The sequence below is a fragment of the Amycolatopsis azurea DSM 43854 genome, assembly GCF_001995215.1.
GTDB lineage: Bacteria > Actinomycetota > Actinomycetes > Mycobacteriales > Pseudonocardiaceae > Amycolatopsis > Amycolatopsis azurea.
In genome coordinates, this window is the sequence record NZ_MUXN01000006.1 from 87,504 (window position 1) to 100,759 (window position 13,256).

General features: G+C 70.9%; 12 protein-coding genes. 6 read left to right on the forward strand and 6 right to left on the reverse strand.

What is annotated here, in order from left to right:
- Positions 1-23: 23 nt before the first annotated feature.
- From B0293_RS10010 to B0293_RS10020, 3 genes are all read right to left on the reverse strand, one after another.
- Positions 24-785, reverse strand: coding sequence for a glucose 1-dehydrogenase (locus B0293_RS10010; RefSeq protein ID WP_005164607.1), 762 nt, complete (start codon positions 783-785; stop codon positions 24-26).
- 10 nt (positions 786-795) lie between these two features.
- Entirely contained in the window at positions 796-1,680 is an 885-nt protein-coding gene (locus tag B0293_RS10015) for a 3-oxoacyl-ACP reductase (RefSeq protein WP_005164608.1), read from the reverse strand.
- Positions 1,681-1,766: 86 nt separating this feature from the next.
- Positions 1,767-1,958, reverse strand: a complete 192-nt coding sequence (locus B0293_RS10020) for a ferredoxin (protein WP_005164609.1) — start codon at positions 1,956-1,958, stop codon at positions 1,767-1,769.
- A 103-nt stretch (positions 1,959-2,061) separates the two neighbouring features.
- On the opposite strand from B0293_RS10020, the gene B0293_RS10025 reads away from it, so the two are divergent.
- The 6 genes from B0293_RS10025 to B0293_RS10050 all read left to right on the forward strand — a co-directional run bounded on the left by B0293_RS10025 (position 2,062) and on the right by B0293_RS10050 (position 8,435).
- On the forward strand, positions 2,062-3,243 hold the full coding sequence (locus tag B0293_RS10025) for an acyl-CoA dehydrogenase family protein (RefSeq protein WP_005164610.1): 1,182 nt from the start codon (positions 2,062-2,064) through the stop codon (positions 3,241-3,243).
- Between the two features lie 9 nt (positions 3,244-3,252).
- Entirely contained in the window at positions 3,253-4,326 is a 1,074-nt protein-coding gene (locus B0293_RS10030; RefSeq protein WP_005164613.1) for an acyl-CoA dehydrogenase family protein, read from the forward strand.
- Positions 4,323-5,834: a long-chain-fatty-acid--CoA ligase gene (locus B0293_RS10035; RefSeq protein ID WP_005164615.1), complete on the forward strand. Its 1,512-nt coding sequence runs from the start codon at positions 4,323-4,325 to the stop codon at positions 5,832-5,834. The genes B0293_RS10030 and B0293_RS10035 overlap by 4 nt, the downstream gene beginning before the upstream one ends.
- A gap of 302 nt (positions 5,835-6,136) precedes the next feature.
- The gene (locus B0293_RS10040; RefSeq protein ID WP_005164617.1) at positions 6,137-7,042 is read left to right on the forward strand and encodes an alpha/beta hydrolase family protein; all 906 of its coding nucleotides are present in this window, start codon (positions 6,137-6,139) and stop codon (positions 7,040-7,042) included.
- A 27-nt stretch (positions 7,043-7,069) separates the two neighbouring features.
- Positions 7,070-7,495, forward strand: a complete 426-nt coding sequence (locus tag B0293_RS10045; protein WP_005164620.1) for an SgcJ/EcaC family oxidoreductase — start codon at positions 7,070-7,072, stop codon at positions 7,493-7,495.
- A 28-nt stretch (positions 7,496-7,523) separates the two neighbouring features.
- Complete coding sequence (locus B0293_RS10050; protein ID WP_005164622.1) at positions 7,524-8,435, forward strand: hypothetical protein; 912 nt, start codon at positions 7,524-7,526, stop codon at positions 8,433-8,435.
- Here B0293_RS10050 and B0293_RS10055 read toward each other — a convergent pair.
- The 3 genes from B0293_RS10055 to B0293_RS10065 are packed head-to-tail and all read right to left on the reverse strand — an operon-like array spanning position 8,428 to position 13,211.
- A complete protein-coding gene (locus tag B0293_RS10055) occupies positions 8,428-11,133 on the reverse strand; it encodes a bifunctional acetate--CoA ligase family protein/GNAT family N-acetyltransferase (protein ID WP_005164624.1) in 2,706 nt (901 codons plus the stop codon). The genes B0293_RS10050 and B0293_RS10055 overlap by 8 nt on opposite strands.
- Position 11,134: 1 nt before the next feature.
- On the reverse strand, positions 11,135-12,307 hold the full coding sequence (locus tag B0293_RS10060) for an acetoin utilization protein AcuC (RefSeq protein WP_005164626.1): 1,173 nt from the start codon (positions 12,305-12,307) through the stop codon (positions 11,135-11,137).
- Between the two features lie 55 nt (positions 12,308-12,362).
- On the reverse strand, positions 12,363-13,211 hold the full coding sequence (locus tag B0293_RS10065) for a sulfurtransferase (RefSeq protein WP_005164628.1): 849 nt from the start codon (positions 13,209-13,211) through the stop codon (positions 12,363-12,365).
- Positions 13,212-13,256 lie beyond the last annotated feature (45 nt).

A 13,256-nucleotide genomic window follows, 5' to 3' on the forward strand; every position in this document is an offset into this window, starting at 1 on the left:
ACTTTGCTCTCGGCACCTCCGCGCTAGATCTTGAGGGCGTGCGTGGCGGTCGCGCCGCCGTCGGCGACGAATTCCGAGCCCGTGCTGTAGGAACTGTCGTCACTGGCCAGGAACAGGACGAGTTTCGCGATGTCCTCCGGCTGCCCGACGCGGCCGAGGGCGACCTTCTTGCCCACCCACGACATGTCGATCTTCTGCCCACCGGCCGCAGCGGCGACCATCGGTGTGTCGATCGCGCCGGGATGGACCGAATTGACCCGGATGTTCTTCGCGCCGAGTTCGAGCGCGGCGACCTTGGTCATCCCGCGGATCGCGAACTTGCTCGCGGTGTAGGCGACGAGGTACGGCATCCCGGCGAGGCCTTCCACAGAGGACACGTTGACGATGGAGCCGCCACCGGCCCCGGTCATCGGTTCAACGACCGAACGCATGCCGAGAAACGCCCCGATCTGATTGACCCGCATGACGCGTTCGTAGTCGGCGAGCGTGGTCTTCCCGAGTTCCGAGAAGTGCAGGATCCCCGCGTTGTTGACCAGCACCGTCGGCGGGCCGAACTCGGCCTGGGTCCGCTGGATCGCGGCGTCCCATCCGTCCTCGTCGCCGACGTCGAGATGCTGGTAGACGGCGGACTCGCCGAGGTCGGCGGCGAGTTTCTTGCCGTCTAGGTCATTGATGTCGGCGATCACCACGCGGGCGCCCTCGGCGACGAACAGCCGCGCGGCCGCCTCGCCCTGCCCGCGGGCGCCACCGGTGATCAGGGCTACCTTGCCGTCGAGCCTGCCCATCGTCATCTCCTCACGGCAGCGACATGATTTCGGATGCGGAGAACATGCGTTCCGGGTCGCGGTCGGCGAAGTAACCGCCCACGCTTCCCGCGAGTTCTTCGGCGGTCCACGTGCCGTTGACGGTGTCGAACCGCTGCTCGACCGACGGCGGCCGCATGAGCGCGACCATCCCGCCGTAGACGAGGAAGACCTGACCGTTGACGCGGTCGGACTCGGGCGAGCAGAGGAAGGACACGAACGGCGCGACGTGGTCGACCGAAAGCGGGTCGATCCCTTCCGGCGCGTCGGCCCCGAAGACCCCTTCGGTCATCGCGGTGCGGGCGCGCGGGCAGATCGCGTTGGCGCGGACGCCGTAGCGGGAGAGGCCGCGCGCGGTGGAGACGGTGAGCGCGGCGATACCCGCCTTGGCCGCGCCGTAGTTCGGCTGGCCGGGGGCGCCGAGCAGGAACGACTCCGACGCGGTGTTGACCACCCGGCCGTACACCGGCGCGCCGTCCACTTTGGACTTGTCACGCCAGTACGCCCCGGCGTTGCGGGAAAGCAGGAAGTGCCCGCGAAGGTGGACGCGGAGCACCGTGTCCCATTCCTCGTCGGACATCGAGAACAGCATCCGGTCGCGCAGCACGCCCGCGTTGTTGACCAGGACGTGGAGCCCGCCGAAGTGGTCGACGGCGGCGGTGAGGAGCGCGTCCGCGGTCGCGGACTCCGACACGTCACCGGTGACCGCGACGGCCTTGCCGCCTTCGGCCTCGATCTCGTCGGCCACCAGCTGAGCGGCGTCCGACACGTCGTTGACCACCACCGACGCTCCCGCCGCGGCCAGCGCCAGCGCCTCGGCCCGGCCGAGTCCCGCGCCGGCCCCGGTCACGATGGCCGTCTTGCCGTCCAAACTCACTCCGGGCCTCCAGCCTTTCCACATGCCAGCCTCTTCGCACACACTAGAATCTGTTCTCGCCGCATGCAAGGTGCAAATAAACGGTGCTAACTACGTATGAGCAGGGCGTTTTTCGGACAGCTCGCCACAGCCTGAGTAACACGTTCTACTTGATTCTGCGGAACTTCGGCCGAAGCGAGGACCAGCTCCTCGTCGTCGTCGAGATCGAAGACCTCGGGCGCGAAGCCGACACAGATCGCGTTCGCTTCACAGAGCGAGCGATCGACGTCGATCTCCATATTCCCTCCTCGCCGCCACACCTGGTACAACTAGAACAGGTTCTACCCTACCGCCGCGAGCGGCCATGGCACCAGTAACGAGCACCGACGGCAGAGGTGACGGATGCGGATCGACTACACGCCGGAGCAGCGGGCCCTGGCCGGGGAACTCCGGGAGTACTTCGCCGGGCTGATGACCCCCGAACGCCGTGAAGCCCTGGCCGGTGACGGCGGCGAGTACGGCGACGGCCTGGTATACAAGGAAATCGTCCGGGACCTGGGCAGTTCGGGCTGGCTCGCGATCGGCTGGCCCCGCGAGTACGGCGGCCAGGACAGGCCGATGCTCGATCAGCTCATCTTCACCGACGAGGCGGCCGCGGCGGGGGTGCCCGTCCCGTTCCTCACGGTGAACACCGTCGGGCCGACGATCATGCGCTACGGCACCGAAGAACAGAAGGCGTTCTACCTGCCGAAGATCGCCGCCGGCGAACTGCATTTCGCGATCGGCTACTCCGAGCCGGGCGCGGGAACCGACCTGGCGTCCCTGCGCACCCGCGCGGTCCGCGACGGCGACGACTACGTCATCAACGGCCAGAAGATGTGGACCAGCCTGATCGAGTACGCCGACTACATCTGGCTGGCCGCCCGCACCGACCCCGAGGCCCGCAGGCACAAGGGGCTGAGCACGCTGATCGTGCCGACGTCGGCACCGGGCTTCTCCTGGACGAAGGTGCACACGGTCGCCGGGCCGGGCACGAGCGCGACCTACTACGACGACGTGCGTGTACCGGTGACCTCGCGGGTCGCCGGGGAGAACGAGGGCTGGCCGCTCATCACGAACCAGCTCAACCACGAACGGGTGGCGCTGACCTCGGCCGCGCCGATCCAGACGTCGTTGCGTGACGTGCGGACCTGGGCGCAGACGACCAAGCTGCCCGACGGCACCCGCGTCGTCGACCAGCCGTGGGTCCGGCTGCACCTGGCCAGGATCCACACCCACGCCGAATACCTGAAACTGCGGAACTGGCGGATCGCCTGGGCGGCCGCGAGCAGCGACCTCGGGCCGGCGGAGGCGTCGGCGACCAAGGTGTTCGGCACGGAGTTCGCGACCGAGGCGTACCGGCTGATGATGGAGATCCTCGGCGCGGGCGCGGTGGTCCGCGAAGGCTCCCCCGGCGCCCAGTTGCGCGGCCGGATCGAACGGCTGCACCGCTCGTCCCTGATCCTGACCTTCGGCGGCGGCGCCAACGAGGTCCAGCGGGACATGATCGCCGCGACCGCCCTCGGCCTGCCCGTCACGCGCTAGGAGACTCTGATGGACTTCACGCTCACGGAAGCGCAGCAGGATCTCGCGTCGCTCACGCGCCGGATCCTGACGGACAAGGTCACGCCCGACGTGCTGGGGCCGCACGGTTCCGGCGGCTTCGACGCTCCACTGTGGACAGCGCTCGCGCAGGCGGGAGTCGTCGACGCCGCGCTGCCGCAGTCGGTCGGCGGCGGCGGGTTCGGGCTGCTGGAGCAGTGTTCGGTCCTGGCCGAGATCGGCCGCGCGGTCGCGCCCGTGCCGTATCTGACGTCGGTCGTCATGGGCGCGGCAGCGATAGCGCAGTTCGGGGACGGGCAGTTGGCCGAACGCTGGGTCGTCCCGGTGCTGCGCGGTGACCACGTCCTCGCCGTCGCGGTGGCGGACTACGGCGTGCCGTGCGGGTTCACCGCCGAGGCCGACGGCGACGGCTGGCGGCTGACCGGCGCGCAGACCGCGGTGGCGTCGGGCGCGTTCGCGCACGGCTTCCTGATCGAGGCCGCCATCGGCGGCGACCGCCAGGTGTTCCTGCTCGACCGGGACGCGGTGACCGTCTCGTCACAGCGGACCGTCGATCACGCCGACGCGGCGCTCGTCGAACTGACCGGCGCGAAGGCCACCGTCTCCCTGGGCGACATCGGTGAGTGGCTGCGGCTGCGGGGCACGATCGGCGTCTGCGCGCAGCAGCTCGGCGTCGTCGAACGGGCACTGGAACTGACCGCGGCGTACGCGGGGGAACGCAAGCAGTTCGGTCACCTCATCGGGAGTTTCCAGGCGGTGCGGCAGCGGCTCGCCGACGCCTACCTCGACGTCGAAGCCGTCCGGCTGACGTTGTGGCAGGCCGCCTGGCGGCTGAGCGAAGGACTGCAGGCGACCGAAGAGGTCGCGACGGCGAAGTTCTGGGCGGCCGAAGCCGGTCATCGCGTCGCGCACACCGCCGTGCACATCCACGGCGGGGTCGGCATCGACGTCGACCACACGCTGCACCGCTACTTCGTCGCGGCGAAGCGGCTCGAGTTCACCCTGGGCGGCGCGACCGCGCAGCTGCGCGGCCTCGGCGATCTCCTGGCCGCGGACCCGGCATGACCGCCACGGTCACGGAACTCCTGCTCGCCAGGGCGGAAGACCAGTCGACCGGGCTGCTGTTCGAAGACCGGCGCTGGTCCTGGGCCGACCACGTCCGGGCCTGCGCCGGGTACGCGGCCGCGCTGACCGGGATCCTGCGTCCCGGCGGGCATTTCGGGCTGCTGGCCGACAACGTCCCCGAATTCTCGTTCCTGCTCGGCGGCGCCGCGCTCTCGGGGCACGTCCTGGTCGGCCTGAACCCGACGCGGCGGGGCGCGGCGCTGGCCCGCGACATCGCGCTGGCCGACTGCGAGCTGGTGTTCGCTGAGGAGAAGTACCTTCCCCTGCTCTCCGAGGCCGGTGTCCCGGTGCGGCCGCTGAGTGCTCTGGAGCCTTCCCAGGAGACGGTCGTTCCCGTGGCCGCGACGCCGGAAGACCTGCTCATGCTGATCTTCACCTCCGGCACCAGCGGCGACCCGAAGGCCGTCCGGTGCACGCACGACAAGGTCGCCTACCCCGGCGAGATGCTGGCCGGCCGGTTCGGTCTGTCCACACAGGACACCGTGTACGTGTCGATGCCGATGTTCCACTCCAACGCCGTCATGGCGGGCTGGTCGGTCGGGCTCGCCTCGGGTGCGGGGATCGCGCTGCGGCGCCGGTTCTCCGCCTCCGGTTTCCTCCCGGACGTCCGGAAATTCGGGGCGACCTACGCCAACTACGTCGGCAAACCGTTGTCCTATGTGCTCACCACTCCCGAGCGGGACGACGACGCCGACAACTCGCTGAAACTGGTCTACGGCAACGAAGGCGCGGAGGCCGACCTCGCCGTGTTCGGCAGGCGGTTCGGCTGTCACGTGGTCGACGCGTTCGGCTCGACCGAGGGCGGCGTGAACTTCGGCCGGGACGCCACCACGCCGGCCGGCTCGCTCGGCCGGCTGCTCGACGGCGTCGCCGTCCTCGATCCGGAGACCGGAAAGCCCTGTCCTCCGGCGGAATTCGACGCGGGCGGGAAACTGCTCAACGCCGCCGAGGCGGTCGGCGAACTGGTCAACACCGGCGGACCGGGCTTCTTCGCCGGGTACTACGGCGATCCGGCCGCCGAGGCCGAGCGGATGCGCGACGGGATGTACCACACCGGCGACCTGGCCTACCTCGACGCGGACGGCTACTGCTACTTCGCGGGGCGGCTCGGCGACTGGCTTCGCGTCGACGGCGAGAACCTCGGCACGGCCCCGATCGAACGCGCGCTCCTGCGGCATCCCGCCGTTCGCGAGGCCGCCGTGTACGCGGTGCCGGATCCGCGGGTGGGCGACCAGGTGATGGCCGCGCTGGTCTGCCGGTCGCCGATCGACGAGAGCGAGTTCGCCGCCTTCGTCGCCGCTCAAAGCGATCTCGGACCGAAGCAGCGGCCCCGGTTCGTGCGGGTGGTCGACGCCTTGCCCCGGACGGCGACGCACAAGGTGCTCAAACGGGAACTGGCCGCGGACGGTGCCGGGGAAGCCTGGGAGCTCCGATATCCCGGCGTTTAGTCCTCTGGATGCGATGTGCCCCTCCGGGATTGATACCAGGGTCGGCACCGGTGATCTTCCCGATGCCTCGGCACCGGATCGCTCCCTAAGTTTGTTGCCATGAAACGAATTCCGCACAGGATCGGGGTACTGGCCACGGCTTTGGCCTGCCCGCCGTTCTCCTCGCACCGACGGCGTCGGCAGCGCCCGTCCGCCTCGGCCTGCCCGCGCCGACCGGCCCGTACGCGGTCGGCAGCACCGATCTCCACCTGATCGACCACTCCCGCCAGGACCCGTGGGTTCCCGGCGCCGTAAGGGAATTGATGGTCACCGTGCGCTATCCGGCCTTGCCCAGCGGAAAGCCGAAAGCGCCGTACATGGCCCCCGGGGTCGCGAAGGTCGTGGCCGAGGGCGACGCCGTCAAGCTGGGTATGCCGGCGGATCAGCTCGATTACCGCTTCCCCACCCACTCCCGGCCCGGCGCGCCCGCGCTGGGCGGCGACCGGCCGGTCGTGCTGTATTCGCCCGGCGGCACCTTGCCCAGGTCCCACGGCACCACGCTGCAGGAACAGCTCGCGAGCGAGGGTTACGTCGTCGTGGCCGTCGATCACACCTACGAGGCGGAAGCGGTCGAGTTCCCCGGCGGCCGCGTCGCGAAGAAGGCCTTGCCGCCGTCGAGCATCGAGGTGTCGAAGCGCATGATCGACACCCGCGTCCGGGACACGCGGTTCGTCCTCGACTCGCTCGGCCTGTCCCACGTCGGCATGTTCGGGCACTCCGCCGGCGGGTTCACCGCGGGCGAGACGATGGTGGCCGACCGGCGCGTAGTGGCCGGGGCGAATCTCGACGGCAGCATGGCCCACTCGCAGTCACAGCGGATCTTCGGCCGCGTCGCCGACGAAGGCCTCGACCGGCCGTTCCTGCTGATGAGCGCGGGTGACCACAGCGCGGCGTCGGACGCGTCCTGGCAGGAGTTCCAGCGCAACCAGCGCGGCTGGACCCGCGAGGTGCGCCTGCCGGACGGTGAGCACTTCAGCTTCACCGACTACCAGGCCCTGTTGCCGCAACTGGGCAACGCCCCGGCGGCGTTCATCGGCACCGTCGATCCTGCGCGGAGCGTCGCCGTGCAGCGCGCTCGGCTCTCGGCGTTCTTCGGCAAGAACCTGCGTCACCGAAGCAGCGACGCGACCGCGCAACCCGACGATGCCCTGGCACGTCGTTCTCAGTAACGGATCGCCGTTACAGGGAGGATTGCGATGGCCACCGAGGAGATCATCACCGCGCTGGAGCGCGCCTGGAACGCCGGTGACGGTGAGGCGTGGGCCGCGAACTTCGCCGAGGACGTGGATTTCGTCGACGTCGTCGGCCGGATCCAGCGCGGCCGGGCGACCATCGCGCGGGAGAGCCAGAAGATCTTCGACACCATCTACCGCGGCAGCACGCTGAAGATGAGCCGGCTGTCGAGCCGCCCGCTCGGCGGCGGGATCGACCTCGTGCACACCGAGACGGTGATGTCCATCCCGGCGGGCCCTCTCGCCGGGGAGCAACGCGCGGTGCAGACGATGCTCGTCCACGACGGGCGGGTCGTCGCCTTCCACAACACGATCCGGGGCGACATCGCGACGTTCACCGGCCACGACGCGGACCTCGCCGCCCGCTCCCCCCAAGGGTGGGATTCCTGACCGGCGCCGTTCCCGGCAGACTGACGGCGTGACGCGCCTGAGAAAGCACTGGCTCTGGCCGCTCGTGATCAGCGTGCTCGCTCTCGGCGCCTTCGCCGGGCTCGGCTTGCTGACCCGGGCGGCCCTCGGCTCGCGCGGTAACCAGGCCCTGGCAGGCACCGGCGAGTTCGGGGTGTGGTCGGTGCTGATCGGGGCGTCGGCGGTGCTGTTCGCCTTCCTGTTCGCGCACTCGGTCCCCCTGTCGGGCTGGCGCCGGCTGGCCGGTGTCGCGGTGTGGAAACCGGCGCTGGCCTACGGGATCTTCGCGGCGATCCTGTTCGCGTTCCAGTGGAAGACCGGCTCGCCGATCGGGGATCTCAAGCCCACGACGGCGATCGGGATCTCGCGGACCCTGCTCGCCCTCGGCCTGATCGCGGCGGCACCCGCGGTGCTGGGGTTGTGGCTCAACCACACCCGCCTACGCCGGATCTCGCGAGTGCTCGACGGCGAGGAGCGCGAGCAGGCGGCCGATGTCCTCGGCGAACTCCTCGACTGCAAGCGCGCCAACGGGATCTGTCTCACGGTGCTGGCGCTCATCGTGTCGACGGCGGTCATCGACGCCGGGGCCCAGCGGCGGGCGTTCCTCGCGACCGGCACCCCGAAGGAGGCCTTCCCGCCGGAGAGCGTGCTGCTCTACGGCGCGCTGTTCACCGGGATCTCGCTCCTGCTCTACGTTCCGGTGTTCCTCGCGTGGAAGACCCGGTGCCTGCGGCTGGTCGACGAGCTCTACCCGGTGCCGCCCGACGCGCGGCCCACCGAGGAGTGGCTCGCCGGACGCGCCCGGCTGACGCAGCTTCTCGGGACGGACACGACGGTGGGCAAGACCGTCACGGCGGCGTTCGGGATCCTCGCGCCGCTGGCGGTGAGCGTGCTCGCCGTCGTGCTCCCCGGCCTCAAATAGGGGCGTTGATCGGCCGCAGCCGCCGCGGTCCGGTGTCGGGCCGGGACGGCGGCGGGCCCAGCACGATCCGGGCGTTGGCGACGAACGCGCCGTCCGGCGAGGCCAGGATCGGGTCGAGCGTCATCGAGCGGACCTCGGGGTTGTCCTCGGCGAGCGCCGCGACGCGCAGCACGATGTCCTGGAGCGCGGCCAGATCCGCCGGCTCGTCGCCGCGGTACCCGGTGAGCAGCGGCGAAGTCCTCGGTTCGCGCAGCAGGGTGGCGGCGTCGACGTCGGTGAGCGGGACGGCCCGGTAGGCCCGGTCCCCCAGCAGCGTGCTGACCAGCCCGGAGAGCCCGAACGACACGAGCGACCCGAACGACGGGTCGTCCTGTAGCCCGATCACGCACGACAGGCCCTTCGGCGCCATCCGCTGGACGTAGACCTCGTCGTCGCCCGAAATCTCCCGCAGATCGAGGTACGCCCGGCGCACTCCGTCCGAAGAGGACAGATCGAGCCGTACCCCGGCGAGGTCCGGCCTGCCGCGCAGCCGTTCGTCCACGGCCTTGAGGGTGACCGGGAAACCGAGGTCCTCGGCGGCTTTCACCGCCTCCTCCGCGGAAGTCACGACCTGGAACGGGACGACGTCGATGCCGTAGCAGCCCAGGAGCCGGACCACGTCGTCGTCCGACAGCAGCGTCGTCTTGCCGTCTTCGCCGGACAGCAGTTCGCCGACGATGACCTGCGCCTGTTCGGCGTGCAGACCGGCGGGGCGCACCAGGTTGCCCTGCGGCCGCTGCCGCCAGGCGGCGTAACGCACGACCCGCGCGAGCGCGTTCACCGCGCGTTCGGGGCTGGGGTACGACGGGACCGAACCCCGGGTCGGCACGCCGTCCTCGGACAGCACGGCCAACTCGTCCGGAACGCCCTCGACGGCGAGGAAGGTCGACACGATCGGCTTGTTCTTGTCCATCTCGACGACGGCCTCCCGCAGCGCGCGGGCGTAGGCCGTACCCGGGATCGCGAGCGGGGGCACGAAGACCACGACGAGCGCGTCGGTCTCCGGGGAGTTGAGGGCTTCACGCACGGCGGCGGCGAATTCCTCCGGGCTCGCCTGCGGTCCGACGTCGACCGGGTCGGCGGTCAGCCGGAGACCGTGCGCCCGCGCGGTGTCGGCGGCGAGCAACCCGATGGCGCTGGAGTTGCCGACGATGGCGATCCGCGGCCCGGCGGGCAGCGGCTGGTGGGCGAAGACCAGCGCGGTGTCGAAGAGTTGGGCGAGCGTGTCGACGCGGACGACGCCCGCCTGCTCGAACAGGGCCTGGACGCTGGCCTCGTCGACCTCCGCCGAGGTCGCGGCGAGTTGCGGGCGGACCGCGTGCCTGCCGGATTTCACCGCCACCACCGGTTTCGTCCGCGCCAGCCGTCGCGCGAGCCGCGCGAACTTGCGCGGGTTGCCGAACGATTCCAGGTAGAGCAGGACGAGGTCGGTCGCCGGATCGGTCTCCCAGTACTGGAGCAGGTCGTTGCCGGAGACGTCGGCCCGGTTACCGGCCGAGACGAACGTCGAAAGCCCGAGGCCGCGCGCTTCAGCGTCGGCGAGGATCGCGGTGCCCAGCGCGCCGGACTGGCAGAAGAACCCGGTGCGGCCGCGCGCGGGCAGGCGGGGCGCAAGGGTGGCGTTGAGCCGGACCGAAGCGTCGGTGTTGAGCACGCCCAGCGCGTTCGGGCCGACGACGCGCATGCCGTGCGCCCTCGCCTCCCCGACCAGCCTCAGCTCGGCGTGCAGCCCGTGCGGTCCGGCTTCGGCGAACCCGCCCGAGACGATCAGGAGGGTCTTGACCCCCTTGGCCAGCGCACCGTCCAAAACGGACTCGACGGCCTCGGCGGGGACCGCGACCAGCGCGAGATCCACGGCGTCGGGAATGTCCACGACGGACGGATACGCCCGCACGCCGCGCACGGACTTGTGCTCGGGGTTGACCGGGTACACGGTGCCGGCGAAGTCGGCGCTCAACAGGTTCGTGAGGGCGACGTAGCCGATCTTCGTCGGATCGGTGGACGCGCCGATCACCGCGACCGACTTCGGATGCAGCAGGTTGTGCACGCTGCGCGCCTCGGCGGCCTGTTCCCGGGACCGGGCGACCGCGAGGGATTCCTCGGTCGGGTCGATGTCGAATTCCAGGTGCAGCACGCCTTCTTCGATCTCGCGGCTGACCTGGTAACCCGCGTCGCGGAACACGCGGACCATCGCCGCGTTCTCGGCGAGCACCTCGGCGACGAACCGGCGCAGCCCGGATTCCGAAGCGGCGGCGGCCAGGTGTTCCAGCAGGATCGACCCGAGCCCGCGGCCCTGGTGGGCGTCGTCGACGACGAACGCGACCTCGGCCGACGGCCCGTGGTCGAGCCGTTCGTAGCGGCCGACAGCCACGATGTCGTCGCCCAGCAGCGCGACGAAGGCGACCCTGTCGTGGTGGTCGACGGTGGAGAACCGGTCGAGGTCCCGCTGCGGGATCCGCGGATAGGCGCCGAAGTACCGGAAGTACCGGGTGCGTTCGGACAACCGGCCGTGGAAGGCGACGAGCCCGTCGGCGTCGCTGGGGATCACCGGGCGCAGGTGCACCGTGCCGCCGTCGGAGAGCAGGACGTCGGCCTCCCACTCGCGCGGGTAGTCGTAGGGGTCGCGTTTGACGTCCTGCGTGGCGTCCTCAGTGGCCATGTCAGTCCCTCGGATCGTCCGGATCGAGGCCGTGCAGCGGGAAGATCGCGCGGCGCGTGTCGCGGATGGCGATGTCGACCGGTTCGTCGGCCCCGTCTCCCCACGGGACGAAAGCGGTTTCGCGGCCGTCGGACATGCCGGGCGGGATCTCGGCCGTCGGCGCGGCCCGGGAGATCGACGCGACCCAGTTCGGCGGCAGGGCCGTCGCCGGGTCGACGTCGCGGTCGAGCACGGTGGCGAGCAGATGCGTCCAGGACCGCGGCACCACCCGGATCAGCTGGTAGCCACCGCCGCCCACGGCGATCCAGCGGCCGCCGGCGTGCGCTTCGGACAGTTCCCGCAGCCGCCGGTAGATGGCGCGATGGCCGTCCACCGAGAGCGAGAGGTCCGCCAGCGGGTCTTCCTCGTGCGAGTCGACGCCGCACTGGGTGACGAGGATCTGCGGCCGGAACTGCTCCAGCAGCGACGGCACCACCGCCTCGAACGCCCGCAGCCAGCCGCCGTCGCGGGTGCCGGGCGGCAGCGGGAGGTTGACTGCGGTGCCCTCGGCCCCGCCCTTGCCGATCTCCGCCGAGTAGCCCGTGCCCGGCCACAGCGTGAACGGGTGCTGGTGCAGGGAAACGGTCAGCACCCGAGGGTCGTCGTAGAACGCCGTCTGCACGCCGTCGCCGTGATGGACGTCGGTGTCGACGTAGGCGACGCGGTCGAAGCCGTGGTCCAGCAGCCACGAGATCGCCACCGAGCAGTCGTTGTAGACGCAGAAGCCCGACGCCTTGCCCGGCATCGCGTGGTGCAGCCCGCCGGCGATGTTCACCGCCCTGGTCGCCTCGCCGTCGGCGATCTTGCGCGCGGCCAGCAGCGTCGACCCGACGACCAGCGCGGAAGCCTCGTGCATGCCGGTGAACACCGGGTTGTCCTCGGTACCGAGCCCGTGCGCGAAATCGGCACCGGTCATCGGTGCCTGCCGCACGGCCTCGATGTACTCGTCCAGGTGGACGCGGCGCAGCTCGTCTTCGCCCGCGGCGTCGGGGACGAGCAGATCGACCCCGTCGAGCACGCCGAGTTCGGTGGCGAGCCGGATGGTCAGTTCGAGCCGCACCGGATTGAACGGATGCTCGCCGCCGAGGTCGTAACCCAGCAGCGAGGAGTCCCATACGACGGCCGGTGCTCGCATGGTGCGAACTCTAGTGCCCGAGTGCGGCTCGTGCCCCCATTCCGGACGCCGCGGGTCAGCCGGGCAGGTCCCCGGTGGCCACCGGGCGCTCCGGATCGCGGGACCAGTGCGACCACGAACCCGCGTACAGCGCCACGGGCGCCGGATGGCCGGAGACCTCGAGCGCGAGCACGACGGACGAGGCGGTGACGCCCGATCCACAGTAGACACCGACCGGCGTCTCCGGCGTCACGCCGAACCCTTCGAACCGCTCAGCCAGTTCCGAGGCGTCACGCCAGCGGCCGTCCTCCGCGAGATGCCCGGAGAAGGGCGCGTTGACCGCGCCGGGGATGTGCCCGGCACGCGGGTCGATCGGCTCGGTCTCCCCCGCGTACCTCGGCTTCGCCCGCGCGTCGAAGAGCAGCCCGTCCCTGGCGAGTGTGGCGGCCTCGGCCGCGTCGAGCACCGGCATGCCACCGGGCTCGACGACGATGTCCCCTTCCTCTGGCGAGGGGACCTCGGTGGTGAGCGGGCGCTCTTCCTCGGCCCACGCGGCGAACCCGCCGTCCAGTACGGCGACCTCGGCGTGCCCGGCCCAGCGCAGCAGCCACCACGCGCGGGCCGCGACCGACCCGTCGGAGTCGTCGTAGACCACGACCGGATGCCCGGCGCGGACACCGGCCGCCCTCAGGTGCCGCTGCAGCGTCTCCGGTTCGGGCAGCGGATGACGGCCACCGTCACCCGGTTCCCCGGCGAGCGCGGTGTCGAGGTCGACGTACACCGCGCCCGGGAGATGCGCCTCACGATAGGAATCGGCGCCGGGCGGGCCCGCGAGCCGCCAGCGGACATCGAGGACTACGGAGCGTGCCGATTCCGGGCCGGAGAGCTGCGCGGCGAGTTCGCTGGTGGTGATCATGGGGCGCATGGGGCCATCTTCCCGCGCCCGGCGGCTCCGCGCCCAGCTTGGGGG

What these genes read in the sequence shown, in the direction of transcription:
- B0293_RS10055 (WP_005164624.1), bottom strand. Translation starts at nt 11,133, where the DNA reads ATGGCCACTGAGGACGCCACGCAGGACGTCAAACGCGACCCCTACGAC.
- B0293_RS10060 (WP_005164626.1), bottom strand. Translation starts at nt 12,307, where the DNA reads ATGCGAGCACCGGCCGTCGTATGGGACTCCTCGCTGCTGGGTTACGAC.
- B0293_RS10030 (WP_005164613.1), top strand. Translation starts at nt 3,253, where the DNA reads ATGGACTTCACGCTCACGGAAGCGCAGCAGGATCTCGCGTCGCTCACG.
- B0293_RS10020 (WP_005164609.1), bottom strand. Translation starts at nt 1,958, where the DNA reads ATGGAGATCGACGTCGATCGCTCGCTCTGTGAAGCGAACGCGATCTGT.
- B0293_RS10035 (WP_005164615.1), top strand. Translation starts at nt 4,323, where the DNA reads ATGACCGCCACGGTCACGGAACTCCTGCTCGCCAGGGCGGAAGACCAG.
- B0293_RS10065 (WP_005164628.1), bottom strand. Translation starts at nt 13,211, where the DNA reads ATGCGCCCCATGATCACCACCAGCGAACTCGCCGCGCAGCTCTCCGGC.
- B0293_RS10010 (WP_005164607.1), bottom strand. Translation starts at nt 785, where the DNA reads ATGGGCAGGCTCGACGGCAAGGTAGCCCTGATCACCGGTGGCGCCCGC.
- B0293_RS10025 (WP_005164610.1), top strand. Translation starts at nt 2,062, where the DNA reads ATGCGGATCGACTACACGCCGGAGCAGCGGGCCCTGGCCGGGGAACTC.
- B0293_RS10045 (WP_005164620.1), top strand. Translation starts at nt 7,070, where the DNA reads ATGGCCACCGAGGAGATCATCACCGCGCTGGAGCGCGCCTGGAACGCC.
- B0293_RS10040 (WP_005164617.1), top strand. Translation starts at nt 6,137, where the DNA reads ATGGTCACCGTGCGCTATCCGGCCTTGCCCAGCGGAAAGCCGAAAGCG.